The organism is Microcoleus sp. Pol12A5 (assembly GCF_036701435.1).
Classification (GTDB): Bacteria; Cyanobacteriota; Cyanobacteriia; order Cyanobacteriales; family Microcoleaceae; genus Microcoleus.
Map to the genome: position 1 here is coordinate 1 of NZ_JAUBQU010000072.1, position 25,654 is coordinate 25,654.

Annotated in this window: 21 protein-coding genes and 1 pseudogene; 9 read left to right on the forward strand and 13 right to left on the reverse strand. The window is 45.7% G+C overall.

Annotated features, from left to right (window positions below):
* Positions 1-530: ATP-binding cassette domain-containing protein (locus tag QUA45_RS18590; RefSeq protein ID WP_333221798.1), on the reverse strand; the 530-nt coding region annotated here is incomplete at its 3' end.
* Positions 531-1,047: 517 nt separating this feature from the next.
* Here QUA45_RS18590 and gltD point away from each other — a divergent pair.
* Both gltD and QUA45_RS18600 read left to right on the forward strand, forming a co-directional pair.
* Positions 1,048-2,532: a glutamate synthase small subunit gene (gltD, locus tag QUA45_RS18595; protein WP_333221799.1), complete on the forward strand. Its 1,485-nt coding sequence runs from the start codon at positions 1,048-1,050 to the stop codon at positions 2,530-2,532.
* Positions 2,533-2,655: 123 nt separating this feature from the next.
* Entirely contained in the window at positions 2,656-3,189 is a 534-nt protein-coding gene (locus QUA45_RS18600; protein WP_333166506.1) for an AAA family ATPase, read from the forward strand.
* A 30-nt stretch (positions 3,190-3,219) separates the two neighbouring features.
* On the opposite strand, the gene priA is transcribed toward QUA45_RS18600, so the two are convergent.
* Both priA and QUA45_RS18610 read right to left on the reverse strand, forming a co-directional pair.
* Positions 3,220-5,781 carry a primosomal protein N' gene (gene priA, locus QUA45_RS18605; RefSeq protein WP_333221800.1) on the reverse strand — a complete coding sequence of 854 codons (2,562 nt, stop codon included), beginning with the start codon at positions 5,779-5,781 and terminating at the stop codon, positions 3,220-3,222.
* 79 nt (positions 5,782-5,860) lie between these two features.
* Positions 5,861-6,931, reverse strand: a complete 1,071-nt coding sequence (locus QUA45_RS18610; RefSeq protein ID WP_333221801.1) for an ATP-binding protein — start codon at positions 6,929-6,931, stop codon at positions 5,861-5,863.
* Between the two features lie 355 nt (positions 6,932-7,286).
* Here QUA45_RS18610 and QUA45_RS18615 point away from each other — a divergent pair, with 355 nt between their 5' ends.
* Genes QUA45_RS18615 through QUA45_RS18625 form a run of 3 tightly spaced genes read left to right on the forward strand, consistent with a single transcriptional unit; the run spans position 7,287 to position 8,700 of the window.
* Positions 7,287-7,556 (forward strand): hypothetical protein, encoded by a 270-nt coding sequence (locus QUA45_RS18615; RefSeq protein ID WP_333221802.1) that lies wholly within the window; start codon positions 7,287-7,289, stop codon positions 7,554-7,556.
* Complete coding sequence (locus QUA45_RS18620; protein WP_333097484.1) at positions 7,546-8,490, forward strand: fused MFS/spermidine synthase; 945 nt, start codon at positions 7,546-7,548, stop codon at positions 8,488-8,490. Before QUA45_RS18615 ends, QUA45_RS18620 begins: the two co-directional genes overlap by 11 nt.
* Before the next feature lie 39 nt (positions 8,491-8,529).
* The gene (locus tag QUA45_RS18625) at positions 8,530-8,700 is read left to right on the forward strand and encodes a YqaE/Pmp3 family membrane protein (protein ID WP_333071975.1); all 171 of its coding nucleotides are present in this window, start codon (positions 8,530-8,532) and stop codon (positions 8,698-8,700) included.
* 122 nt (positions 8,701-8,822) lie between these two features.
* On the opposite strand, the gene QUA45_RS18630 is transcribed toward QUA45_RS18625, so the two are convergent.
* Positions 8,823-10,103 carry a lipid-A-disaccharide synthase gene (locus QUA45_RS18630; RefSeq protein WP_333221803.1) on the reverse strand — a complete coding sequence of 427 codons (1,281 nt, stop codon included), beginning with the start codon at positions 10,101-10,103 and terminating at the stop codon, positions 8,823-8,825.
* Between the two features lie 36 nt (positions 10,104-10,139).
* Between QUA45_RS18630 and QUA45_RS18635 the strand changes: the two genes are divergently transcribed.
* The gene (locus QUA45_RS18635) at positions 10,140-10,616 is read left to right on the forward strand and encodes an ankyrin repeat domain-containing protein (RefSeq protein ID WP_333097480.1); all 477 of its coding nucleotides are present in this window, start codon (positions 10,140-10,142) and stop codon (positions 10,614-10,616) included.
* Between the two features lie 106 nt (positions 10,617-10,722).
* Here QUA45_RS18635 and QUA45_RS18640 read toward each other — a convergent pair whose 3' ends face one another.
* The 5 genes from QUA45_RS18640 to QUA45_RS18660 form a co-directional block, all read right to left on the reverse strand.
* Positions 10,723-11,796: a calcium-binding protein gene (locus QUA45_RS18640; RefSeq protein ID WP_333097479.1), complete on the reverse strand. Its 1,074-nt coding sequence runs from the start codon at positions 11,794-11,796 to the stop codon at positions 10,723-10,725.
* Positions 11,797-12,002: 206 nt separating this feature from the next.
* Positions 12,003-13,076, reverse strand: coding sequence for a calcium-binding protein (locus tag QUA45_RS18645; protein ID WP_333221815.1), 1,074 nt, complete (start codon positions 13,074-13,076; stop codon positions 12,003-12,005).
* A 118-nt stretch (positions 13,077-13,194) separates the two neighbouring features.
* A complete protein-coding gene (locus QUA45_RS18650; protein WP_333097477.1) occupies positions 13,195-14,247 on the reverse strand; it encodes a calcium-binding protein in 1,053 nt (350 codons plus the stop codon).
* A 287-nt stretch (positions 14,248-14,534) separates the two neighbouring features.
* The gene (locus tag QUA45_RS18655) at positions 14,535-15,560 is read right to left on the reverse strand and encodes a calcium-binding protein (RefSeq protein WP_333221804.1); all 1,026 of its coding nucleotides are present in this window, start codon (positions 15,558-15,560) and stop codon (positions 14,535-14,537) included.
* 123 nt (positions 15,561-15,683) lie between these two features.
* Complete coding sequence (locus tag QUA45_RS18660) at positions 15,684-16,667, reverse strand: calcium-binding protein (RefSeq protein WP_333097473.1); 984 nt, start codon at positions 16,665-16,667, stop codon at positions 15,684-15,686.
* 535 nt (positions 16,668-17,202) lie between these two features.
* Here QUA45_RS18660 and QUA45_RS18665 point away from each other — a divergent pair.
* Positions 17,203-21,198, forward strand: a complete 3,996-nt coding sequence (locus QUA45_RS18665) for a magnesium chelatase subunit H (protein ID WP_333221805.1) — start codon at positions 17,203-17,205, stop codon at positions 21,196-21,198.
* A gap of 161 nt (positions 21,199-21,359) precedes the next feature.
* Here the strand turns inward: QUA45_RS18665 and QUA45_RS18670 are convergent, their stop codons facing one another.
* The 4 genes and pseudogenes from QUA45_RS18670 to QUA45_RS18685 all read right to left on the reverse strand — a co-directional run bounded on the left by QUA45_RS18670 (position 21,360) and on the right by QUA45_RS18685 (position 24,101).
* Positions 21,360-21,872, reverse strand: coding sequence for a hypothetical protein (locus QUA45_RS18670; protein ID WP_333221806.1), 513 nt, complete (start codon positions 21,870-21,872; stop codon positions 21,360-21,362).
* Positions 21,873-22,065: 193 nt separating this feature from the next.
* A pseudogene (locus tag QUA45_RS29210) lies at positions 22,066-22,542 on the reverse strand (type II toxin-antitoxin system PemK/MazF family toxin).
* Positions 22,539-22,793, reverse strand: coding sequence for a hypothetical protein (locus QUA45_RS18680; RefSeq protein ID WP_333097469.1), 255 nt, complete (start codon positions 22,791-22,793; stop codon positions 22,539-22,541). Before QUA45_RS18680 ends, QUA45_RS29210 begins: the two are co-directional and overlap by 4 nt.
* A gap of 129 nt (positions 22,794-22,922) precedes the next feature.
* Positions 22,923-24,101, reverse strand: a complete 1,179-nt coding sequence (locus QUA45_RS18685; protein WP_333097467.1) for a glycosyltransferase family 2 protein — start codon at positions 24,099-24,101, stop codon at positions 22,923-22,925.
* 156 nt (positions 24,102-24,257) lie between these two features.
* Between QUA45_RS18685 and QUA45_RS18690 the strand changes: the two genes are divergently transcribed.
* Positions 24,258-24,650: a transporter gene (locus QUA45_RS18690; RefSeq protein WP_333097466.1), complete on the forward strand. Its 393-nt coding sequence runs from the start codon at positions 24,258-24,260 to the stop codon at positions 24,648-24,650.
* An 89-nt stretch (positions 24,651-24,739) separates the two neighbouring features.
* Positions 24,740-25,624, forward strand: a complete 885-nt coding sequence (locus tag QUA45_RS18695; RefSeq protein ID WP_333221808.1) for a DUF6671 family protein — start codon at positions 24,740-24,742, stop codon at positions 25,622-25,624.
* Positions 25,625-25,654 lie beyond the last annotated feature (30 nt).

The following is a 25,654-nucleotide window of genomic DNA, read 5'->3' on the forward strand; positions in this document are numbered from 1 at the left end:
TTGTGCAGCCACGATCGCAATTCTTTGCGGACTTTAGCATCTAATGCTCCAAAAGGTTCGTCTAGCAGCAGCACTTTAGGTTGAACTGCTAGAGCTCTGGCCAAAGCAACCCGCTGCCGCTGGCCCCCGGAAAGTTGCGAAGGATAGCGATCCCCCAAACCTGTCAACTGCACTAACTCCAAAAGTTCATCAACCCGCCTGCTAATAGAACCTTTAGGAACTTTGCGAATTTCCATCGCAAAAGCAATATTTTTCCGAATACTCATGTGTTTGAACAAAGCATAGTGCTGAAACACAAAACCGATATGGCGTTCCTGCACCGACTGATGAGTAGCATTTTCACCCGTCAGGTAAATCTGACCGCTGTCCGGCGGTTCTAGCCCCGCGATCATCCTCAGCAGAGTCGATTTCCCGGAACCGGAAGGCCCCAACAGCGCGACTAAAGAACCCCTTTTAATTTCCAAATTCACGTTGTCAATTGCGTGGAAGGAGCCGAAGTGTTTCGATACGTTCTGAACTGTAATGCTCATAAGTTTATTTACCTATTTTAGGAGTTAAAACACTAAACTCCGCTTATTTGACAGATTTACAGTAGTATATCCTGAAAATATTATTTTGCAAGGTCTGTAACTTTTTGTATAGGAGCTCGATGCTCTCCAGATGGGGACTGCGTTTCAAAGTTGAGGCCGGCGGACCGTCGGAGTTAAGCCGTCAGCGTTTCGAGATGTGGCTGTAGCGGTAAATGCGATCGTCCCAGAGTAAGCAATGCTGAAATTACGCAGAAACCGGGCTTGATGGACGAAAATACTGCCTCAAAACCTTTAAAACTTTTAATTCCCCTAAAAAACCCCGTTTCTTGGCTGTCGATCTATATTTTACGGCTGCCGACAATTCCCCGACTCCCGGCGATATTGAAGATTTCAGGTAGGAATTGCTCAATCTCAGGTGCGATCGCCCACAATTTATATGACAATAGTTAGTTCATAAGCATACAGGCTTCAGCTTTGACAAACTACCAGAATAGTAAATTCTAACCAGAACACCACTATGGGAAAACCAACAGGCTTTATCGAATTCTTGCGCGAATTGCCCTCTGAACTCTCACCTGTCGAGAGAGTCCACAACTGGGACGAATTTCACCTGCCAATGGAGGAGGACAAACTCCGCACCCAAGGCGCGCGCTGCATGGATTGCGGCATTCCGTTTTGCCACACGGGCACAATTATCAGCGGCATGGCAAGCGGCTGCCCGATTAACAACCTCATCCCCGAATGGAACGACCTCGTATATCGCGGACTCTGGAAAGAAGCCCTAGACAGACTCCACAAAACCAACAACTTCCCTGAATTCACCGGCCGCGTCTGTCCCGCACCCTGCGAAGGCGCTTGCGTGCTCGGCATCAACAACCCGCCAGTCACGATTAAAAACATCGAAGCCTCGATTATCGACAAAGGCTGGGATGAAGGCTGGATTACTGCCGAACCGCCAGCCAAACGCACCGGCAAAAAAATCGCCGTCATCGGTTCCGGGCCCGCCGGTTTGTCCGCAGCCGCGCAACTAAACAAAGCCGGTCATTGGGTAACAGTATACGAAAGAGCCGATCGACCGGGCGGCCTGCTAATGTATGGCATCCCCAACATGAAGCTAGACAAAGAACAAGTCGTAATGCGCCGCCTCAAAGTCCTCGAAGACGAAGGCGTGATATTCGTCTGCAACACCGAAGTCGGCAAAGACTTACCAGCAGAACAACTGCTAAAAGAATACGACTCCGTTGTGCTCTGTACCGGCGCCACCAAACCCCGCGACTTGGGCATCCCCGGCCGGGAATTAAAAGGCATCCACTTCGCAATGGACTTTTTAACTGCGAACACCAAAGCAGTTTTAGACAAGAGCACCAACGATAACTTCATCTCCGCCGAAGGCAAAGATATCGTGATCATCGGCGGCGGCGACACCGGCACCGACTGCGTGGGCACCTCCATCCGCCACGGCTGCAAAAGCCTGGTACAGCTAGAAATCCTGCCCAAACCGCCCTCGGAACGCGCGGCCAACAATCCCTGGCCCGAATGGCCAAAAGTCTACCGCCTCGACTACGGTCAAGAAGAAGCCGCAGCCAAATTCGGCGACGACCCCCGCGGCTATCTCACCACGGCGACAAAGTTCGAGGGCGACGAAAACGGCAATGTCAAAGCCGTGCACACCGTTGAGGTGGAGTGGGCGAAAAACGAAAAAGGGCAGTTCATTCCGAACCACATCCCCGGCACCGAAAAAGTGTTGCCCGCACAGCTTGTGTTGCTAGCGATGGGCTTCCTCGGCCCGGAACAGCCCTTGCTGGATGACTTGGGATTGGAACGGGACGCCCGCAGCAATGTGAAAGCCGAGCACGAAAAATATACAACCAGCATTCCGGGAGTGTTCGCCGCCGGTGACTGTCGCCGGGGACAAAGTTTGGTGGTTTGGGCGATTAACGAAGGGCGCGGCGTGGCCCGGGAGTGCGACCTTTATCTGATGGGGAGCACTGATTTGCCTTAGTTTTTAGGATTTACGCAGAGACTCTAGTTGTAGGGTGTGCACGGCGCACCTTACAACTACATAGTTGTGTAAAAAATATATTATAAAAATTGACTCATGTAGCGTAAGTCTTGTTAAAGCAATATGTACTCATCTTACAATACAAAACCGTGTAATCTGTTGCTGCTAGTAGGACTCAAAGGAGTTGGCAAGACGTTCATTGGTAGTGTTTTGGAGCAATATCTAGATGTAAAGTTTCTACGGATTGAACCTATATTTCTTGAGGTGCTTAGGCTAGAGCCAGGATTAGAAGGAATTCCGTTGGAGAAACGAGGATTCCAAATTGTGTTAGAAAAACTGGATGAGTTAGCTCAATCACATTCCACCCTTTGCATCGAGTCTACAGGCACAGCCCATACCTTCTCAGAGTTATTAACAGCCTTGCGACAAGGCTTCCGCGTGTTCCTAATCCATGTACAAGCTCCACTCGATACCTGTATAGAGCGAGTCATGACGAGAGATGTCTCAACCCACATTCCTGTTTCAGACCATAGGTTAAAAGAAATTAATGAACGTGCGTTGCTGGTCGATTTGCCTTGGGATTTAGAGATTGATAATTCTGAGTTCCAGGATGAGACTGCTATTGCTCAATCGGTAGAGAAGCTTTTACAGGCTTAATCCGAAACCGGGCTTTTAGGTTGCCCTCGCTCAACCAAAATTCAACGGATCGACATCAATAGTTAAACTAACAGAACGCGGCGTGCGATCGCGCAATCCGATCAAATCCGACAAATCCACCGACTCATCCAAAGGCAACTTCAGCAAAATCTGCCACCGATACCGATTTGCCACCCGCATAATTGCCGCAGGTGCAGGCCCCAACAACTCACATCCCGGTACAGACAATCGCTCAATATACTCCTGACAAACAGACGCCAATTGTACCGCCGTCACCGCAACTTCCGCCGCATCTACACTGCTCAATCGCAACAATACCAGCCGTCCAGAAGGTGGATAATTCAGCGCCGCTCTTTCTGCTAATTCTGTTTCCACAAAATCTGCATATTCGTGCCGCCTAACTGCTTGAATAACCCGGTGTTCGGGAGTGTAAGTTTGAATAATTACCCGCCCCGGATCGTCGCCTCTGCCCGCACGGCCCGCGACTTGAGTTAATGTTTGAAAAGCTCGTTCGCTTGCCCGATAATCGGATAAGTTTAGCAACCCGTCAGCAGACACAACTCCCACCAAGGTTACTCCAGCTAAATCTAACCCTTTCGTCAGCATTTGCGTACCCAACAAAATGTCAGCTTCCCCATTGGCAAATTGCGTTAACAATCTGCGGTGGTCGCCCTTATTTCTAGTCGTATCGCTGTCAAACCGAATTGCCCGCAATTCGGGAAATAATCTCGTTAATTCCTGTTCGACTCGCTGAGTGCCACTACCAAAGTTTTTGAAGTAAGGAGAACTGCATTCTGGGCAGTTTTGGGGATGTCGTTCCGTGTGGTTGCAGTAGTGACACCGCAACACTTCTGTGGTTCCTTCGCCGACGTGGTGATAAGACAGGGAAACATCGCAATTCGGGCATTCCATCACATAGCCGCAACTCCGACAAGAGACAAAGGTACTGTGTCCTCTTCTGTGAATAAATAGAATACCTTGCTGTTGTCTTGCTTGCAATTCTTCCAGCGCGTTTTGCAGGGAAGCACTAAAAATTGAGCGGTTTCCTTGCCGCAATTCTTGGCGCATATCGACTATTTCCACAGGCGGCATCGGGCGGGAATAAATGCGATCGGGCAATGATAAATAATGGATATTTGGTAACGAGTAATAATCTCTTCGCGTCCCGACAAAAGTCTCTAAAGCTGGCGTTGCAGAACCTAAAATTAAGGGACAATTTTCTAATTCGGCGCGCCATTTGGCAACGGTGCGGGCGTGGTAGCAGGGGGGTCGATCGTCTTGTTTGAAGCTGCTGTCGTGTTCTTCATCGAGGATAATTAAGCCGAGGTGAGGTAAAGGCGCAAAAATAGCCGATCGCGTGCCGATGACAATTTGCGGTGTTCCAGTCAGCATCTGACGCCATGTATCGTAACGTTCGCCGTCGGATAGGGCGCTGTGGTACACGCAAATTTGCTCGCCAAAACGGGCGCGGAATCTGTCTGTAAGTTGCGGTGTGAGGCCGATTTCGGGAACCAGCACGAGGGCGGATTTGCCGCTGGCTAAGATTGGGGCGATCGCCTGCAAATACACTTCGGTTTTCCCGGAACCTGTAACGCCGTGCAGCAGCACTTGACGAAATCCCGAAAAAGAGTTAATAAACGCTAAGGCTTGAGCTTGAAAATAAGTTAAAGTTTTTGGTGCATCGGGCAATTGAGAAATTCCGCGATCGCCCCTGAGAACTTCCCTTTGGTCAATTACAACACTACCTTTTTGCTCCAAATTTTTGACAACAGAAGAACTCGCGCTGCAAATTCTCAGCAAATCGTTCATCCACATTTCACCGCCACCGCGCCGCAAAACTTCCAATACTTCTTGTTGCCGCTTGGTTAAATCTGTGACAAATGCACTAGCAATTAATGTCACTGCCGGTTTTAGTTGTGGTTTGGGAGGATTTGGAGGTTCTAAATAACTTTCTACCCAACCGCGTTTCAATAAATCTTTCAATCCCCGATAACTTCCCTTAACTTGGCGCTGGAGGTATTGCCAAGTATAATCGCCGTTTTTTTGAGCTTGCAGCAATTGCAAAATTTGACTCGCGGCGGGATTGAGAAATGTTTCGGCATTGGGAGAAAGAGCATCCTTAATTAAGCGAATTCGGCGCACGGAACGGCTTAACAAACCGGGCGGCAGCGAGGCTCTAATTACTTGAATTAAAGGTGTGCAATAATAGGTGGCAGTGCGTTCGAGTAATTCCCAGTAAGTCGGTGGGAAAAATCCCGTACTGACAACATCTTCGACATCTTTAACCCGCGCCGGATCTAAGTCGGGCGGCAGTTGAGAAATGAACCGAATCGCGATCGCGCCTACCTGTTGACTGCCAAAGGGTACACTCAAAATATCCCCTGGTTGCACGGTAAGTTCCGCAGGTAAACGATAGGTAAATAACTTATTTTCCTCCCCAGGCGAGTCCCCCGCAACCCTGAAAGGAGAGTCCACCAATACCTCGATCCACTCTGCCCGCACAGTGGGGCGCTGTGGCGGTTCGCTGCTGCCGTAGGATGCCCCGGCCTCTGCCGCTATAGGGGTTGACAAACCAAAAGTGACAGTAGACATAGGGTTGCACATCAAACTAGAAGGAGCCGCGGTCAAAGGGAGTTTTCATTATCCCTCAGTTTAGCTCGATCGATCGATCTTAGCGGCCGGAATTGGCGATCGGAATCTCGATCACCAATTCAGTCCCTTCTCCAATTGCGGAGATGCACTCCAACCTCCCGCCGTGTTTGTCCACAACAATCTGATAGCTAATTGACAATCCCAAACCCGTCCCGTGACCAACTGGTTTGGTGGTAAAAAACGGATCGAAAATTTTCGCTTTTACAGATTCATTCATTCCCATACCATTATCTTTGATGCTAATTATTGCCCCATTTTCTGAAATAATAGAAGTAGTAATTGTCATCTGGATAGGGTTAGCTTCTATCTCTTCCAGTGACGAATTTTGCTCTCGCTCCCGCAGGGCATCCACAGCATTATTAATGATGTTCATAAACACCTGGTTTAATTGCCCAGCATAACACTCTACCTTGGGCAAAGAACCATAATTTTTAATGATTTTTATAGCAGAATGACCTGGCTTTTCTTTAGTTAAATGCTGCAAAATTAACAAGGTGCTGTCAATTCCTTCGTGAATGTTAACGGGTTTTTTTTCACCTTCATCTACCCGCGCAAAGTTCCGTAAAGTCAGCACAATTTCGCGGATGCGCTCGGAGCCAACTTTCATTGACGACAGAGTTTTCAACAAATCTTCGCGCAAAAAGTCGATGTCAATTTTTTCCAGAAAAGCTTCAATCTCTGCATCTATTTCGGGATAACGATCCTGGTACATAGCGAGCAATTTTAAAATGTCTCCTGCATAGTCATTGACATAGGTAATATTGCCGTAGATGAAGTTAACGGGATTGTTGATTTCGTGGGCAATACCAGCTACCAAAATGCCCAAAGCCGACATTTTTTCGGCTTCGATTAATTTGAGCTGGGTTGTTTTTTGGTTTTCCAGAGCTTTTTCTAGTGCCGACATTCTTGCTTTTAAAATATTTTTGGAATCTCTAAATTCCTCAGTGAGCTTTTTTAGCAAAGATTCTTTTTTTTGATTGAGGGCTTGTAATTGGCTGCGTTCGGTTTCCGATTTTTCGAGTTTTTTACGCAGGAGTCGATTTTCCTTTTCCAGCTCTTTGATTCTGTTGTCCCAGTCCGTTGGTTCCATCGGCTATTATTTTGAACCTAAAAATAGTGTCATAACAGTTTTATGAGGAAATTTAGTTGCACCCTTTACCTAGTGAGAATCTCCGCGCACATCGCCTAACCAATTGTGTCCGAAAAATTCAAGAGTTCCTTTATTTTGGTCGATATAAAAATATTATCTAAGATACATTCAAAATGTCAACATATTAATAACAAATCTAGTTAAAACCGCTTGCTACTTGTATTCCCCGCTCTCGCATTTGCTGGGTTTTCATCCGATTATTGGTAAATAAGCAGGGCGATCGCAAACTTATAAAGGCGGGCCCAGCGCGAAAAATTGCCCGATTCAGACAACTTTTGTACAAAACCCGTCGGCAATGCAAAGCGAAAATATTAAATGTGAGTGCGATCGAGTGGGGACGACGGGAAAAGTGCGATCGACTGCCCGCGCGATCGCCCACAAGCAATCTCAAGTACCAAGCCACTTGCGAGTTCCCAGAACGCAATCACACTATACCATTGCTGAAAAATCTCACTTTAATGTGTCGATCGTACTCACACACCCGCACCATTTTGTGTTAAGAACTACTACTTGTGACAACATCGACACAGCACTTTATATTTGGAGAGTAATTGATGTCAGGTAGCGAAGTTCGTGCAGACTTTTGGATGAGCGAGTACATTACCCCTTGGGATATTTACGTTCACGGCGTCATCGCGGTGCTTGCTTACAAGAAAACAGCCTATCAAGAAATGTATGTCGTTCAGACCGGTACTTACGGCAAAGGCTTAGTTTTAGACGGTAAGTGGCAATCTTGTACAGGCGACGAGTTTCTGTACCACGAACCCCTGGTGCACCCAGCCATGATTTGTCACGGTTCACCCAAAAAAGTCCTCGTTCTCGGTGGCGGAGAAGGAGCTACGATTAGAGAAGTGCTGCGCTGGAAAACAGTTGAAAAAGTCGTGATGATCGACATTGACGGCGAAGTAGTAGAAGCTTGCCGCGAACACCTGCCAGAAATGCACCAAAACGCCTTTGACGACCCCCGCTGCGAAGTAGTAATCGGCGATGCTTTGGACTATTTAGACAACACAGACAAAGATTGGGATATTGTCATTTCTGACTTGTCCGATCCAATAGAAGAAGGCCCATCTTTCCAGTTGTTTACCAAGGAGTATTTTGAGAAAGTTCGCAGCGTAATGTCACCTAACGGATATTTCGTAGTGCAAGCAGGCCCCGTTTCTCCGGCAGAAATGAAAATGCACGCTCGCATTGTGAATACCCTGAAATCTGTTTTCTCCAATGTTCAATCCTGCACCAGCTTTATTTCTACTTACGGAGCTCCTTGGGGTTTTGCGATAGCTTCTAATCAAGAAATAAATACGCGGCCCGAACCCGCAGTTACTGACAAATTACTCGCCGAGAAAACAACTGGCGGGTTGCGGATGTTCGACGGAATTACACTGTTGGGGTTGATGCAGCTTCCCGGTCACTTGCGGCAGGTAATCGCCGCTGAAACCGAAGTTTACACTATGGCAGCGCCGCCTAAGTTTTTCGGGAAAGGTTCAGTCAGTCAGTGAAGTTAAATTGAAAGAGAAAACTCGTTTGGAGTAACTGAGATGAACAATTTAATTCGCATAGTCGCTGCAATTTTTCTTCCCCCTCTGGGCGTATTTTTGACTGTCGGCATCGGTACTGATTTTTGGATCAACCTGGTTCTCACGTTTTTGGGCTTTATTCCCGGTATCATTCACGCTGTTTGGGTGATTGCTAAGCACGATCGAGCTTAGCTTGAAAGCAAATCGAGTTTTGGGATAATAAACAGGCAAGAGAAAATAAAATTTCTTTTGCCTGTTTTTACCAATTAATCTGGATTAAATCTGCATTGCTCTGCGGTTAAAAATAAAAAAATCTAATTCTTATTATGACAATTAGATTGCACCTCAAGTTCTTCACAAACCAATTGAGCAATTTTTTTCGCCGCCCCCGATTCTCCTCGAACCGCACGCAAACGATCGCCCATTTGTGCTAATTTATCAGGATGGCTCAAATAGTCGATCGCCAATTGAGCTATTACTTCCGGTTCCAGCTTCCCAATTAACTCCGGCACAATCTCCTCCTGTGCCCAAATATTCGGCCAAGCATAAAGCTTACCCTTTCCCAATTGCCAGATTAGCCAATTAATCGCAGTCGCAAAAGCTGAACCGACTAACGGCAAATTTGCCAGCAATCCCGGCAATCCGTCCCAAGCTTTCATCGCATCCAATTGCTGCGTCGGAATCAAAACAATCATCGGTACAGCTAACGAACCCAATTCCGCAGTATTCGCTCCCACAGTAGTTAAACAGAGGCTGCATTCTGATAGCAAATCGTAGGCGGGCGTCTGCGTCCAAAGTTCTACTTGCAAGTTATTTGCTGTCTGCAAAAACTGCCGTTCTGTTAAATGAAGTTCGGCGCTGGCGTTCTCAAATAAATGCAGGCAAGGATTTTGTTCAGGGTCGGCAAAACCTGCTAGAGTTTGCACATCTATGGTAGGAGCAACGGGAATAACAAAGCGAGTTTCAGGGCGGATGCGGTGGATGGATTGGGCGATCGACAAACATAACGGTACACCTAAAGCTAATTTGGCGGCTTTAGAACCGGGCAACAATCCAATTAATTCTATTTTCCGTAGGGTTACTGCCCCATCTTTGGCGTCAGATTTTCGATTACCTACTTCTGCGATCAAATCTCCGACAACTGTAAATTTATTAGCATATTTTTGGGGAATTTTAGCAAAAACTTCGGGTTTCATGGCCGCAAATTTATCAATCCAGCGATACCACCGCGCGTCCCATTCAGCATAAATAACAGTGCGATATTTGAGTCTTTTGCCAATAACAACCGTAAAAAATTGATCGCCGCCTAAAAATAAAACCACTCCTGTTTTGTGCCAATCCCAATTTTCAGCAGTTTTGCCAGATAATAGGAATGGAAAAAAATGCTCCGGTGCTTGCACTCTGTCAACTTCTGGGTAGGAACAAGCGATTTGTGCTTCTTTCCCGGTGGCGTGCGGACAGGGGGACAGCACTACAGAGATTCGCGCTTGAGTGCCCGCGTTTCCCAATTGCTCGCGCAAAGCTTGCACGGCGGGACGCACCCAAGTTGCCAATTCTCCGGGGCCGTTGGAGAGGATTAAAATATCGACTGTCATAGGATTTAATATTTGAGAGGATACAAGGGAGAATTTATGACAGATTTAATTGATGCCGTCAAGACGGGTGATGTTGCGGCTGTAGAAAGTGCGATCGAACAGCGTGCAGATATCAATGCCAAAGATGAGGAAGGTGCGACGGCTTTGACGGCTGCGGCTGAGGCTGGCAATTCTGCGATCGTCAAAAAATTGCTGGCTGCAGGTGCGGATGTCAACAGTCACGATAATGACGGGTGGACGCCGTTAATGAGTGCCGCTGCTGCCGGACATACGGAGATTGTACAGCTTTTGCTGGAGGCGGGGGCGGATGTGAATGCTAAAACTAATTTTGGTTTGACGGCTTTGATGAGTGCAGCAGGTAGCGGGCGCACTCAAGTTGTGGAATTTTTAATCGATAAAGGAGCTGATATCAAAGCTAAGGATAATAATACTTGGACTGCGTTAATTTGGGCCTCTTCGGAGGGTCACAAAGATACTGTTGAGGTTTTGAAGCTAGCGCGCGATCGCCATTAAAGACTTAGAAACCGGGTTTATTCGAGAAACCCGGTTTCTGGATGATACAATTAATTATCGCACTTCCCAGCAGCGATCGGGCAAATCCCCACTAGCTTAGAGATTTCTAGCCAAGTAGAGATAGAGAACCTCTAGATTCTGGTAATAGATTCAACTTAAGATTTCCGCCGCCTTCAATAACAGCGATCGTGTCAAAGCTACTAATTCCCGAACTTCCATCTGGAAAGTAGACGAACAAGCCGTTCGTTTGGATAGCTAAATCTCGATTGTTGTTGATGGGAAATATCAAGAATTTATCTAAAGAAGGTTGGATATCGCTTGTTGCTAGCTGAATGGTATCCTGACCTTGGGTAAAGTTACGAATTGTAGCAAAACCTGGCCCGATATATAACTTTGTTGGGGAACTGTATAGCTTACCACCACCGCCTACTAAAAGGTCTCCGAGCATGAATTTATCGCGGCCGCTACCGCCAGTGAGAGTATCGAATTCATTACTGCCCTCACTTTCATAATTTCGGCCGGGGATGGAAAAGCCATCACTGTTTGCAACATAACCTACTTCAACTCCAATTAATTCGGTATTTCCCACCCCAGCACCGGTGATGATGTCATTGCCGGAAGTTCCGATAAAAGTCGCAAACCGGCTGGGATCGTTTTTGCCGAAATTGAAGTAGTGTTCCCGACCTGTTTTCAATGCTCCCGATTCGACAAAAGGCCGAACATCGGGATTTTTTTGTAAGTATTCTGTTTCAAAGAATGAAGTCCCAAACTGACCGTCTTTGAGGCCGAATTGAATGAAATGCTGGTAGCCGTTTTTAAAAGTTCCATTCTGAATAAACGGCTGTAACTGTCGGTTATTTGCGAGATAAAACGCTTCGTTATACTCAGGCGATACACGAGTGCGACCCTCTTCGTAACCGTATTGGATAAAGTGGTCTAAGCCCGTCGCAAAAGGTGCAGTTGGGTTGTTGGGGGTGCGGACTAAGGCAGCGATGTCTGGGTTGCCAGCGAGGTAAGTATCTTCGTCAAAATACCGCGATACTTTAGTTAAGCCGCCGGCTTGACCGAATTTTTCAAAGTGTTCTCTTCCAGATTTTATAATTCCTGCATCAATAGCACGTTTCATCCAAGGATATTGCGCCAGGTAGTATGGTTCGTCAAAAATGTCATAATTAGTCATAATTATTTCTCCAAGCTTAGTCTGCTTACTTGTCGATTAAACTTGACCCACTATACGTAACTCTACTAACTCAGTATGTCAAGTTAATTATTGTTAAGCTTGTTTTATTATTTTCATGGCAAACACAAAAGTGCGATCGCACTTTTTGCGAATGTGCGATCGCACCGACAGCAGACCAATACCAATCCTGAATAGCTGCGAGAATTCTATCCAAGTAAAAGTATCGAAAAAGAAGATCCTGGTAATTGATTCAACTTGAGATTTCCGCCACCTTCAATAACAGCGATCGTGTCAAAGCTACTAATTTCGTAAGATCCATTTGGACGCAAGACTGACAAGCCGTTCGTCTGGATAGCTAAATCTCGATTGTTGTTGATAGGAAGTACCAAGAATTTATCTAAGGGATCTCCTTCATAATTACTTGATGCTAGCTGGAGGCTATCCTGACCTTGGGTAAAATTCCGAATTGTAGCAAAACCCGGCCCGATATAGAGCCTTGTTGGGGAACTGTATCCCTTACCACCAGTACCTTGCATAAGGTCTCCGAGTACGAATTTATCGTGGCCGCTACCGCCAGTGAGAGTATCGAATTCATTACTGCCGTCACTTTCATAATTTCGACCGGGGATGGAAAAGGCACCACCTGTACCTAAACCTACTTCAACTCCAATTAATTCGGTATTTCCCACCCCAGCACCGACAATCATATCATTCCCGGAAGTTCCGATAAAAGTCGCAGATCGACTTGGATCGGAAGTTCCGAACTTGAAGTAGTGTTCGCGACCGGTTTTCAAGGCTCCAGATTCGACAAAAGGCCGAACATCGGAGTATTTGTTTAAGTATTCTGTTTCAAAAAATGAAGTCCCAAACTGACCGTCTTTGAGACCGAATTCAATGAAATGCTGGTAGCCGTTTTTAAAAGTTCCATTCTGAATAAACGGCTGCAACTGTCGGTTATTTGCGAGATAAAATGCTTCGTCATACTCAGGCGATACGCGAGTGCGACCTTCTTCGTAACCGTATTGAATAAAGTGGTCTAGACCCGTCGCAAAAGGGGCGTTTGGGTTGTTGGGAGTGCGGACTAACGCAGCGATATCTGGATTGCCTGTTAGATAAGCATCTTCGTCAAAATACCGCGATACTTTAGTTAAGCCGCCGGCTTGACCGAATTTTTCAAAGTGTTCTCTTCCAGATTTGATAACTCCTGCATCAATGGCCGGTTTGACCCAAGGATATTGAGCAAGGTAGTATGGTTCGTCAAAAATTGCGTAGTTAGCCATTTTTTGTCGGGCCGCTTTAATTAGCTGTTTATGCAATTTATCAATCATCTGGAAGTTACACAATACCCGATTGGGTGATTTTTTCCAAGTGTCAAATCTGACTTAAGCTCTATGCTTTCTAGCCGAGGAAAGTGAGACTGACTGGAGGACTAAACGGATTTATCATCTCAATCGGTTGCAGGCTTAGATTTGATCCGCCCTGAATTCTGGCAAGTGTATCTCCAGATTTTTGAATTAATAAGTCCGCCCCTGATGGAAATATACTCAGTTCATTAACGTTTTCCACCAACTGAATAAAATCTTTTCCTTTTTCAAAATTGACAATCCTGGCCTCCCCACTGCCCGTATAGAAATCTACTCGGCTGATCAAACTACGTCGGTTGTTGGGAACAGCATCTCCGATCACGAAGTAATCAATGCCAGAAGTGCCAATCAATGTATCGAATTCAGTGGTAGTCAGGAAAGGCTCTCTCGTGATGTCATCCAATTTCAAAGCGTCATACTTATTCTTATTAATGCCAAAAGGTGGATTAGGGCCGGCGAAAGCTACTTGCAGTCCGATAATTTGATTTTTTCCCGCTGTAAATCCCGTGACGATATCATTACCGTTGGTTCCTGTAAAAAATCCGTATCGATTTGACTCAAATTGCCCAAATTTTAGATAGTGTTCTCGACCACTTTTTAAACTTCCAGCCTCCACAACTGCCGCCACATCTGGGTTATCTCCCAAGTAACGTGGTTCAAAAAAACTTGTCCCGTACCTACCTTCTGTTTTTCCGAATTGGATAAAGTGTTGAAAGCCGGATTTAAAAATTCCGTTCTGCACGAAGGGAGTTATCTCCGGGTGGCGATTTAAATAAAAAACTTCGTCGTAGTCAGGCGATACTCGCGTGCGCCCTTCTTCGTAACCAAACTGGATAAAGTGGTCTAAACCTGAAGAAAAGGGTCGGTTTTGGTTGTTGGCGGTGCGAACAAATGGTGCAACATCTTGATTTTGAGCTAGATATGTATCTTCGTCAAAATATCGCGATATTTTTGTGAGGCCGGCGGCTTGACCGAATTTTTCAAAGTGTTCTCTTCCAGATTTGATAATTCCTGCATCAATGGCTGGTTTCAGCCACGGATATGAAGCAAGGTAGTATTGTTCGTCAAAAATTGCGTAACTAGCCATGTTTTCCTCCTGCGGATTTAATGAGGTATTTATGCAATTTCTTCATAATCCCGAACTGAGACAATTATTTGATTGGGTGATTTTACCTAATCAAATCTCACTTAAGCTCTATGCTTTCTAGCTGAGGAAAGTGAGATATACTGGATCTGCAAATGGATTTGTTATCCCAATCTGTGGCAGATTGAAAGTTGAGTTTTCCTGACTTGTGGAAATTGTATTTACCGATTGTTTAATTAATAATTTTCCCCATGATAAACTCAGGCTAACCATCCATATCTGCGATATTTTTACCCAAGAAAAGATCTAATAATACTAGACCCTGGTAATAGATTCAAATTGAGATTGCCACTACCTTCAACAACAGCGATTGTGTCAAAGCGACTGGCTATGAAAACTCCATTTTCAACGACGGGAAAGCCATTCGTTTGGATAGCTAAATCTCGATTATTGTTGATGGGAAACACCAATAATTGATCTAAGGGAATCCCTATCTGGATGATATCCTGACCTTGAGTAAAGTTGCGAATTGTAGCAAAACCAGGGCCGATGTAGAACTGTCTGGATGAGAGGGTTCCTCCCCTGAAGCCAACAATGTCACCGAGCACGAATTTATCGCGGCCGCTACCGCCAGTGAGAGTATCGAATTCATTGCTGCCGTCACTTTCATATCGTCGGATGCCGTTAGGGGCTTCTACGTCAACTCCAATTAATTCCACATTCCCCGCCCCGGAACCGGTGAGGATGTCATTTCCAGAAGTTCCCACAAAAGTCGCAGAGCGGCTTGGCTCAAATTGTCCAAACTTGAAGTAGTGTTCCCGACCAGTTTTCAAGGTTCCCGATTCGACAAACTGCTGAATGTCGGGGTTGTTTCCTAAGTATCCCTGTTCAAAGAAAAAAGTAGGCAACCGACCGTCTTTGGTCCCGAATTGAATGAAATGCTGGTAGCCATTTTTAAAAGTTCCATTCTGAATAAACGGCTGCAAATCTCGGTTAGTTGCTACATAAAATGCTTCGTCATACTCAGGCGATACGCGAGTGCGACCCTCTTCGTAACCGTATTGGATAAAGTGGTCTAGTCCGGTCGCAAAAGGTGCGTTTGCGTTGTTGGGAGTGCGGACAAAGGGTTTAAGGTCTGGATTTCCCTCAAGGTAAGTATCTTCGTCAAAATACCGCGATATTTTTGTGAGACCGGCGGCTTGACCAAATTTTTCAAAGTGTTCTCTTCCTGATTTGATGATTCCTGCATCAATGGCTGGTTTCAGCCACGGATATGAGGCAAGGTAGTATTGTTCGTCGAAGATATCGTAATTCATTGTTTGCTGTTTAAAATAAAGTGCGATCGTACTTTTTCATAGCACCATCGCCCACAACAAATTAAAAGTCATCAATCATCAGCATTAGCTAATGACCGATGACCGATGACCGATGACCGATGACTATCCAATCAAGAAAGTACCGTTACCGTTAGATTCTTGGAAACTCAAATTTAAACTTGCTCCTCCTTCAATCACGCCCAGCACATCTCCAAAACGCTGGATTGACAAATTGCTGCCAATGGGAGTTAGACTGTAGCCGTTTAAAGAAGTTCCTTGCAGTTGGATAAAATCGCTTTCGATGTCGAAGTTGCGAATCGTAGCTTGACCGTTACCCAAATACAGCGGTGTCGGGCTCAAATTCCCGGATGTAGGAGGAACCCCGAGTACGAATGTATTGGTTCCCGGAGCACCAATCAAGACATCGAATTCATTGGTGCCAAAGCTTTCATACTGGCGGTTGCCTTGGGGATCTATACCTACTTCTACTCCCACAAGTTCGACATCGCCCACGCCAACACCAGTTAAAACATCGTTGGTACGGGTGCCGACAAAAGTCGCGTCGCGGGCAGGCTCAAATTGTCCAAAATTGAAGAAGTGTTCCCGGCCTGTTCTCAAGTTTCCAGAGTTAACAAACGGCACAATGTCGGGGTTTTCTTTTAAGTATTCTGGTTCAAAAAATGAAGTCCCGAACCGACCTTCTTTGGCCCCGAATTGAACGAAATGCTGGTAGCCCGATTTGAAAGTTCCGTTTTGAATAAACGGTTGGAGTTCAGAGTTGTTGGCTAAATAAAAGCTTTCGTTGTATTCGGGTGATACTTGGGTGCGGCGCTGTCCTTCATCGTAACCGAACTGGATAAAGTGATCGAGGCCGGTCGCAAAAGGCGCGTTTGGGTTGACTGTACGGACGAAGGGTGCGAGGTCTGGATTCCCAGCAAGGTAAGCATTTTCGTCAAAATAACGCGATACTTTTGTTAGACCGCCTTCTCGCCCAAATTTTTCAAAGTGTTCTCTTCCAGATGAGATGACTCCTGCGTCAATGGCTGGTTTGACCCAAGGATATGAGGCGAGGTAGAATTGTTCGTCGAAAATTGCGTAGTTAGCCATATTTTCCCCTTAAGGTTTTGATGAGTTTGAGAGTTTATAGCAATTAGCTTTCCATGAACTCGATCGCCGATCAGGAATTTACACAAAATAGACTTTATTAAATTGTTTTAAGTTCCTGGTGAAATTTCAACTTTTTTTGACTCAGCAATTATCCGAAGGCTACATTCTGCCTTCAGAATTTATGCGTTTTTTCCATTAGTTAATTTCTCATCGCAAGTTTAATCAATTTTACAAAACTTGGAAATTTTTTCAGGATTTCTTTCTCAATAGTTGGTTAATTTTTAATTATTTTTATCCAACCCATTAATCTTTTACATATTAAAGTAAATTTGTCAAGTAAATTTTTGCAAATAAAATATGGAGTATTTGCTCAAGGAATTTATAAAAAAATGTAACGAAAAGTTGGCCTAAATTTGTCGAATTGTGTCATGTGCAGGCTCAAATCGCCTAATGGCAAGCGTTTTCTGGTAAAAATGCTTATGGGATAAAAAAATTCCCGATTCCCGAAAACAGCATCTTAAAGGAGCCTAACCGGATGTTCACTCACGTCAAGCCCACCATTCGCCACGTTGTGCCGGAAAACTTGCAGGGGCGATCGCTCATGAAGGTGGTCTATGTCGTACTGGAACCGCAGTATCAAAGCGCCCTGTCGGCAGCGGTTCGATCGATAAACCAGAAAAATCCGAATTTGGCAATAGAAATCAGCGGCTACCTGATCGAGGAACTTCGCAGCCCGGAAAATTACGAAGCCTTCAAGCGGGATGTGGCGGATGCCAATGTATTTATTGCTTCTCTAATTTTTATCGAAGACTTGGCCGAAAAGGTGGTAGCGGCGGTGGAACCGCTGCGCGACAGCCTGGATGTCGCCGTCGTCTTCCCGTCGATGCCAGGGGTTATGCGACTCAATAAAATGGGCAGTTTCTCGATGGCACAGTTGGGACAAAGCAAAAGTGCGATCGGCGAATTCATGAAAAAACGGAAGGAAAAATCCGGGAGTTCCTTCCAAGACGGAATGCTGAAACTGCTGCAAACTTTGCCGAAAGTGCTGAAATATTTGCCCATCGACAAAGCCCAAGATGCCCGCAACTTCATGCTGAGTTTCCAGTATTGGCTGGGCGGTTCCCAAGAAAACTTGGAAAACTTCTTGCTGATGCTGTCACATAAATATGTATTCAAAGGCCAGGAACAGCTAACTTTTCAAGAACCCGTTGTCTACCCGGACATGGGGATTTGGCATCCTTTAGCACCATCGATGTTTGAGGATGTAAAAGCATATCTCACCTGGTACAATTCCCGCAAAGATATTTCCGCAGACCTCAAAGACCCCCTTGCACTTTGCATCGGTTTAGTGTTGCAGCGCACTCACTTAGTCACCGGAGATGACGCGCACTACGTAGCAATAGTACAGGAATTGGAGGCAATGGGCGCCCGGGTTTTACCGATTTTTGCCGGTGGTTTGGACTTCTCAAAGCCTGTTGAAACTTTTTTCTTGGAAGTTGGGGCGAAAGGTGTGACACCGCTGCCGATCGTTGATGCGGTCGTTTCTCTGACTGGTTTTGCCCTGGTGGGCGGCCCGGCGAAACAAGATCACCCGAAGGCGATCGAGACTTTGAAAAAGCTAAACTGCCCTTACATGGTGGCTTTGCCGCTGGTTTTCCAAACGACGGAAGAGTGGGAAAATAGCGATTTAGGATTGCACCCGATTCAAGTTGCTTTGCAAGTTGCCATTCCTGAGTTGGATGGCGCGATCGAACCGATTATTTTGTCGGGAAGAGATGGCGCAACTGGAAAGGCGATCGCCCTACAAGACCGGATCGAAGCAATTGCCCAGCGCGCCATGAAGTGGGCAATGCTGCGCCGTAAACCAAAATTAGATAAAAAAGTTGCGATCACAGTTTTCAGTTTCCCGCCGGACAAAGGCAACGTCGGAACAGCCGCTTATTTGGACGTTTTCGGCTCGATTTACGAAGTATTGAAAGCCTTAAAAGGTAACGGTTACGACTTGCCAGAATTGCCGGATTCCGCCGAAAAACTGATGCAAGAAGTCATCCACGACGCAACAGCCCAATACCAAAGCCCGGAATTAAATGTTGCTTACCGGATGTCCGTCGCTGAATACGAAGAATTCACTCCTTACTCGGAACGCTTGCAAGAAAATTGGGGCCCGCCTCCGGGACATTTGAACAGCGACGGACAAAATTTGCTGATTTTCGGCAAACATTTCGGCAATGTGTTTATCGGAGTGCAACCTACTTTTGGATACGAAGGCGATCCGATGCGGTTGTTATTCTCTCGTTCCGCCAGCCCGCACCACGGTTTTGCTGCTTACTATACATATTTGGAGCGCATTTGGGGTGCGGATGCGGTGCTGCACTTCGGCACTCACGGTTCCCTAGAATTCATGCCTGGTAAGCAGATGGGAATGTCTGTCGATTGTTATCCCGACAGTTTGATCGGCAAAATTCCTAACCTCTATTATTACGCAGCCAACAATCCCAGCGAGGCAACAATTGCCAAGCGCCGCAGTTATGCTGAAACCATCAGTTATCTGACACCTCCGGCGGAAAATGCTGGTTTGTACAAAGGTTTGCAGGAACTCAGCGAGTTGATTGCTTCCTATCAAACTTTGAAGGATACGGGTCGGGGTGTGGCGATTGTTGATGCGATCGTCGAAAAATGCCGTTTGGTGAATTTGGATAAGGATATCGCCCTACCTCCCGAACAAGAAAGAGGGGTTGCTGCCGGAATGACTTCGGAGGAACGGGACAATTTAGTTGGCTTGGTTTACCGCAAATTGATGGAGATTGAGTCGCGGTTGTTACCTTGCGGTTTGCATATTATCGGTAAGCCGCCGACTGCGGAAGAGGCGATCGCAACTTTGGTGAATATCGCCAATTTAGACCGCGAGGAAGACAACCTGATCGGCTTGCCGCGAATTATCGCTAACAGTCTGGGACGCGATATCGAAGAAGTTTATACCAACAGCGACAAAGGCATTTTAACGGATGTCGAATTGCTGCAAAAAATCACCTTGGCCTGTCGGGATGCAGTGGGCGCTTTGGTGAAGGAACAAACCGACGCTGAGGGTAGAGTTTCCCTTGTTTCTAAGTTGAATTTCTTCAACATGGGCAAGAAAACACCTTGGATTGATGCGCTGCACGCTGCCGGTTTCAAAAAAATCGATCCAGAACCGATTAAACCGCTGTTTGAGTATCTGGAGTTCTGCTTGCAGCAAGTTTGTGCCGACAACGAATTAGGCGCTTTGTTGCGCGCGTTAGAAGGCGAGTATATTCTGCCTGGTCCCGGTGGCGATCCGATTCGCAACCCGGATGTTTTGCCGACTGGCAAGAATATGCACGCTTTGGACCCGCAGTCAATCCCTACAACGGGGGCGGTTAAGTCTGCAAAGATTGTAGTCGATCGGCTGTTAGAAAGACAGCGCGTTGATAACGGCGGAAATTACCCAGAAACGATCGCCGTTGTGTTGTGGGGAACCGACAACATCAAGACTTACGGCGAATCCCTCGCGCAAGTAATGTGGATGGTGGGAGTGAAGCCAGTTCCCGACGCATTGGGCCGGGTAAACAAACTCGAATTGCTTTCTTTAGAAGAGTTAGGACGCCCTCGGATCGACGTAGTAATTAACTGTTCGGGCGTATTCCGCGACTTGTTCATCAACCAAATGAATTTGTTAGATAAAGCCGTGAAAATGGCAGCGGAAGCCGACGAACCGTTAGAGATGAACTTTGTCCGCAAACACGCCCTGAAGCAAGCGGAAGAAATGGGAATCAACCTGCGACAAGCAGCAACCCGCGTATTTTCCAATGCTTCTGGTTCCTATTCCTCTAACGTCAACTTGGCGGTGGAAAACAGCACTTGGGAAAGCGAAGCAGAGTTGCAGGAAATGTACTTAACTCGCAAATCATTCGCCTTTTCTTCCGACAATCCGGGAACAATGGAACAAGACAGGCAGATTTTTGAATCATCCTTAAAAACTGCGGAAGTCACCTTCCAGAACTTAGATTCTGCCGAGATTTCCCTAACCGACGTGTCGCACTATTTCGACTCCGATCCGACTAAATTGATCGGCAGTTTGCGCGCAGATGGGAAGAAACCAGCATCCTTTGTTGCTGATACAACCACAGCCAACGCGCAGGTGCGGACGCTATCAGAAACCGTGCGTTTAGATTCGCGGACTAAGCTGCTGAATCCAAAGTGGTACGAGGGGATGTTGTCGCACGGCTATGAAGGCGTGCGGGAGATTTCTAAGCGTCTGGTGAATACGACTGGATGGAGTGCGACGGCGGGCGCTGTGGATAATTGGGTGTATGAAGATGTCAACACTACGTTTATCCAAGATGAGGAGATGCAGAAGCGTTTGCTTAACTTAAATCCTCATTCGTTCCGCAAGATTGTCAGCACTTTGCTTGAGGTGAATGGCCGGGGTTATTGGGAAACTTCGGAGAACAATTTGGATCGTCTGCGTGAACTTTATCAGGAGGTGGAAGACCGGATTGAGGGAGTAGAATAGAGTTAGAGTAGGCATCAATTTGTAGAGACGTTGTATACAACGTCTCTACAAAGCCTTAATTATAGAGATAATGTTAAATCACTATTTTGTGATAATGAAACCTCCCGGTAGACTTTATATTTTTGGTGTATTTACTGTGTAGCTAAATCTGTTATAAGCTATTACCTACAGAAATTTGAAGCCCCAAATTCTGTGGCTTGTCTTACTCTGTCTTTCTCTTCTTCAGACATAAAGGGACATTGAGATTGAGCATTTTGCCATGAAATAACACCTTGAAAAATGGCCTGTGAAGTTGAAACATTACCAGCATTTATGTCGTTTTTGACTCTTGCAACGCAAAAGTCCCCTGCCCCATCTACTTTTTTCCGGACATCGGCAATCTCAGTGTAAGTGACATAGGGACAGTTACGTTGACCATCTAGCCAGGTAATTTGATTTGTAATGATGGCTTCAGCCGTTGTAATCTTTCCCGTACGAATTTGCGACCAAATATCTGTTGAGTCCGTTTTAGGAAGCTGCTCCTCCTGCTTCTCTGGGGAAGGACTTGAGGAAGGACTTGGGGGAGGACTACAGCCATAAATCAGTAATACCAGTATCAGGTAAAATAGTGAATTGTAATAATTTTTTCTACGTTGATTCATCAAAGCTTTGCTCTTTCTGCTACTGGTATTCATAATATTGCCATTCAAATTTAATATTATTTGATAGTACAGTGACTTGCAAGTAGTCTCCGGAATTTATATCTTAATTTATTTTAACATTTCTTAAATTAAAGTTGCAAAATAGATGGAACTCTGATCTTAACCAAAAATGCGATCGCCCTTTTATTCCCAAAGTACGATCGCCCTTATCTTCCCCAAAGTGCAATTAAACTTGACCAGGCAAATCCAAGGCAATTAATAAAGCTTGATTCAGCAGAAGTATTGCTTCATCACTAAGCATTCCTCGTAAACTCAATAAACGAGATTTAGATAATACCCGTACTTGATCTGCCATAGCGATAGAATCGTTGGTTAATCCACCGTCGGGAGCTTTAATTAATACCTGAGTGGGATAAACTCGTTTACCAGTTTGATAAGTAAGTAGGTAGGCAAGATTAAACCGAATAATATAACACTATGTAAACAGGTTTAAGTTAGCCAGTAGAAAGCATTTGGAGACTTTGCCCTCGTTTACATAGGGGCGTTTTTTGGCACCGACTTACTTAGTGCAGGGAATAGCCAAAACTACAGGGCTATATGTATTGATTGTAGCTCGACTAACGATGATAACAGGACGGGTTCCTCCTTGTTCAGAACCCTCAACAGGCTCAAGTCGAGCATCATAGACTTCTCCCCGGTTCATACAGGAGATTCTCCCAATTGCAACGCTTCCCAACTCGCTACCGCAAACTCAGCCTCCATCTCTAGCACTTGAGCTTGATACTCTGGATCTTGTACCATTTCAATCAGTGCTGCATCAATTTCCGATCGTTTACCCTGAGTTTGGGTTGTTACCCGATCGCGAACCAATGCTGACAATACTTCTAACAGTTGCTGTTGCTCTTCAAGAGTGAGATTTTGAGCCTGACTCAGTACCTCGCTATAAGTAGACATAGATTTTTCATTAAGATTTTTTGCTGATTGTCATTATAGCAATTTAGGATCGAAGGAAGTGCGATCGCCCTGAGCTTCCCCTGCATGGCAATTTAGTTTGGAGGAATGTTGGGAGTAACCTTAATGTTATCACCTACGCTTCAAGCTCAGCACGCTGAGAAAAAAGCTCGACAAAACTATCTGCAAACCGACAGTCAGGCAAGTGAGCGAGGGAATAACCAAACGCAGAGTTTTAGAAGGGTCGAGAGAACCGAAAGCTGTTTCGCTCCAGATAGTTAATGACAAGAACGAGCCAACTATTCCGATTAAAATCAGCGTGACTCCGACAATCAATCCTGTCTCTAGGGTGACATAGCGAAATATTTTGTTGAGTTTGGGGTCTTCGGGCAGAAATTTCTCGCTGATGGCAAAAATCTTAGTGAAAAAAGCGAAAGTTACTGCTTGAAAACCGATGATAATTGCGATCGCAGCATACAGCAGCGTGTGTACATCAAAGCTAATACTACCAATCTTTTGAGTACCAGGTAATAGCCAGATGCCCACAATTAGACCCCAAATTATCAGCGCCACACCCGGATACAAAAACAGCCACCGAGGACTGTAAAGGAGCAGAAATCGTAGATGCCGCCAGCCATCTCGCCAAGTTCGCAAGTGCGGCGGGCGCGAGCGTCCATCGGGAGAAAGTACGGTTGGGACTTCAGTTATCCGCAATGTGTACAGAGATGCTTTGACGACCATTTCGCTAGCAAATTCCATCCCCGTTGTTTGCAAGTCGAGTTTCAAAATTGAGTCTCTCCTAAAACCCCGCAATCCGCAGTGAAAGTCGCCGACTGGACTCGCGAAAAATAACTGCCCAACCCATGTCAGCACCGGATTCCCTAAATATTTGTGCAGCGGCGGCATCGCCCCCGGTTTGATGCCCCCTTGAAAGCGGTTTCCCATTACTAAGTCGAAACCTTCTCGCAATTTTTTGACAAAAAAGCCGAGGTTGGAAAAATTGTAGCTGTCGTCAGCATCGCCCATGATAATATAAACTCCGCGCGCTGCGAGGATGCCTCCCATGAGGGCGCTGCCGTAGCCTTTGGCTGCTACGGGCACGACTCTCGCTCCCATTCTGGTAGCGATATCTTGAGAACCGTCAGTGCTGCCGTTGTCTGCTATGATGACCTCGCCGGCAATATCAAGTTCGCGCAGGGACTTCTGTGCTTTCTTGATGCAGATTTCTAAAGTTTCTGCTTCGTTGAGGCAAGGCATGAGTATCGATAGTTCTAGAGTGTATTCTCCGCTTGGATTGGTCTGCTCTGCCATATATTTGTTCCACTCTCGATCGCGATCGACCCTACTTAATTTTCCCGTATCTCTGCTTAAAATATTAGTGGTGAATCAAACCTAGCAAAACTTAATTAAAGTTTTTCAGGTTTTTGGGAACGGCAATTTGGGATTGTACTATAGGTTAGTAAACTTGTGAATAGAAGCGTTTTTTTGTTATTGCTTGCTGCAATATTGTGCGGCGTCGCAGGTCAATTTAGTCTGAAGGCAGGAGCTAAAATCTTAGGGCCCATTGGCGCTGCTAATCTAATAGAAAAAATTCTAGCAATGGCTACCCAGCCTTTGATTGTATGTGGTCTTTCTTTGTATGCAATTTCTTCCATCGGCTTTATTGTAGTTTTGTCGCGGGCAAACCTTAGCATAGTCTCACCTTTATTGTCAATTAGTTACCTGTTTACTGTTTTAGGTGGCAAACTTATATTTCACGAGCCTTTGCCACCGCTGCGGTTAGTAGGGGTAGCGCTAATTATGACGGGAGTAATTTTTGTACTCAGAGGTCAAGCTGGGGGAGTGACTGGAGGCAACTAGCCACTTTCAAGATTGACGCTGGAGTCCTGAATTGATAACTTAGGTCAAAGGGTGTATTTGAACCTTCTGTTATGAAATGATGCTGCTGTATGTCTAATATTTCTGAGCCTGTGAATGCCTATCAATTTTTGAGCGATCGCACTGCAGTTCTTGCTACCATGCACCAAAAAGAACGGGTGATGGCTCCGGTTTTGCAACGAGAATTGGGTGTAAATATCCTAGTGCCTGCGGAGCTTGACACTGACACTTTCGGCACCTTCACGCGAGAAGTTAAACGCTTAGGAACACAAATAGAAGCGGCTCGCCATAAAGCACAAAAAGCCCTAGAAATTACCGGCGAAACTCTTGCCTTTGCCAGCGAAGGTACTTTCGGCCCTCACCCAATGATGCCGTATCTGCCAGCGAACAGAGAAATCGTAATTTTATTAGATATAGCCAACAATATAGAACTAATCGGCGACTCCTTTTCGGTTGAAACTAACTACAGTCACCAGTTAGTTTCCAGTATAGAAGAAGCAGATGATTTTGCTAAAAAAGCTGGATTTCCCGAACACGCACTGGTGGTTGTAGTTGGCGATGCTGCGCTGGGTTACGGCGAAATTGTCAAGGGCATTAGGACAGAAAAACAACTTTTTGACGCTGTAACAGCAGGCTTAAAAAAATCGTCAAACGACCGAGTTCATATCGAAACAGATATGCGGGCGATGTACAATCCAACTCGGATGAAAAACATCGAAAATGCAACTCTGGATTTAGTTAAAAAATTCAAGCAATTCTGCCCGGAGTGCGGTTGGCCGGGATTCGATATTGCTGAGATGAAAACCGGATTGCCCTGCGGACTGTGCTATTTCCCGACTCAGCTAGCGCGAGCCGCAATCTATAAATGCAAAAAGTGCGGTTATACTAAAGAAAAACTATTTCCCGACGGTCGAGAGACTGCCGATCCTGCCCTGTGTCAATATTGCAACCCTTAGAAAAATAATTAATTGCACAAAAATAGTAAA

Coding starts and splice junctions, on each gene's coding strand:
- gltD (WP_333221799.1), top strand. CDS start 1,048: ATGGGAAAACCAACAGGCTTTATCGAATTCTTGCGCGAATTGCCCTCT.
- QUA45_RS18600 (WP_333166506.1), top strand. CDS start 2,656: ATGTACTCATCTTACAATACAAAACCGTGTAATCTGTTGCTGCTAGTA.
- priA (WP_333221800.1), bottom strand. CDS start 5,781: ATGTCTACTGTCACTTTTGGTTTGTCAACCCCTATAGCGGCAGAGGCC.
- QUA45_RS18610 (WP_333221801.1), bottom strand. CDS start 6,931: ATGGAACCAACGGACTGGGACAACAGAATCAAAGAGCTGGAAAAGGAA.
- QUA45_RS18615 (WP_333221802.1), top strand. CDS start 7,287: ATGCAAAGCGAAAATATTAAATGTGAGTGCGATCGAGTGGGGACGACG.
- QUA45_RS18620 (WP_333097484.1), top strand. CDS start 7,546: ATGTCAGGTAGCGAAGTTCGTGCAGACTTTTGGATGAGCGAGTACATT.
- QUA45_RS18625 (WP_333071975.1), top strand. CDS start 8,530: ATGAACAATTTAATTCGCATAGTCGCTGCAATTTTTCTTCCCCCTCTG.
- QUA45_RS18630 (WP_333221803.1), bottom strand. CDS start 10,103: ATGACAGTCGATATTTTAATCCTCTCCAACGGCCCCGGAGAATTGGCA.
- QUA45_RS18635 (WP_333097480.1), top strand. CDS start 10,140: ATGACAGATTTAATTGATGCCGTCAAGACGGGTGATGTTGCGGCTGTA.
- QUA45_RS18640 (WP_333097479.1), bottom strand. CDS start 11,796: ATGACTAATTATGACATTTTTGACGAACCATACTACCTGGCGCAATAT.
- QUA45_RS18645 (WP_333221815.1), bottom strand. CDS start 13,076: ATGGCTAACTACGCAATTTTTGACGAACCATACTACCTTGCTCAATAT.
- QUA45_RS18650 (WP_333097477.1), bottom strand. CDS start 14,247: ATGGCTAGTTACGCAATTTTTGACGAACAATACTACCTTGCTTCATAT.
- QUA45_RS18655 (WP_333221804.1), bottom strand. CDS start 15,560: ATGAATTACGATATCTTCGACGAACAATACTACCTTGCCTCATATCCG.
- QUA45_RS18660 (WP_333097473.1), bottom strand. CDS start 16,667: ATGGCTAACTACGCAATTTTCGACGAACAATTCTACCTCGCCTCATAT.
- QUA45_RS18665 (WP_333221805.1), top strand. CDS start 17,203: ATGTTCACTCACGTCAAGCCCACCATTCGCCACGTTGTGCCGGAAAAC.
- QUA45_RS18670 (WP_333221806.1), bottom strand. CDS start 21,872: ATGAATACCAGTAGCAGAAAGAGCAAAGCTTTGATGAATCAACGTAGA.
- QUA45_RS18680 (WP_333097469.1), bottom strand. CDS start 22,793: ATGTCTACTTATAGCGAGGTACTGAGTCAGGCTCAAAATCTCACTCTT.
- QUA45_RS18685 (WP_333097467.1), bottom strand. CDS start 24,101: ATGGCAGAGCAGACCAATCCAAGCGGAGAATACACTCTAGAACTATCG.
- QUA45_RS18695 (WP_333221808.1), top strand. CDS start 24,740: ATGTCTAATATTTCTGAGCCTGTGAATGCCTATCAATTTTTGAGCGAT.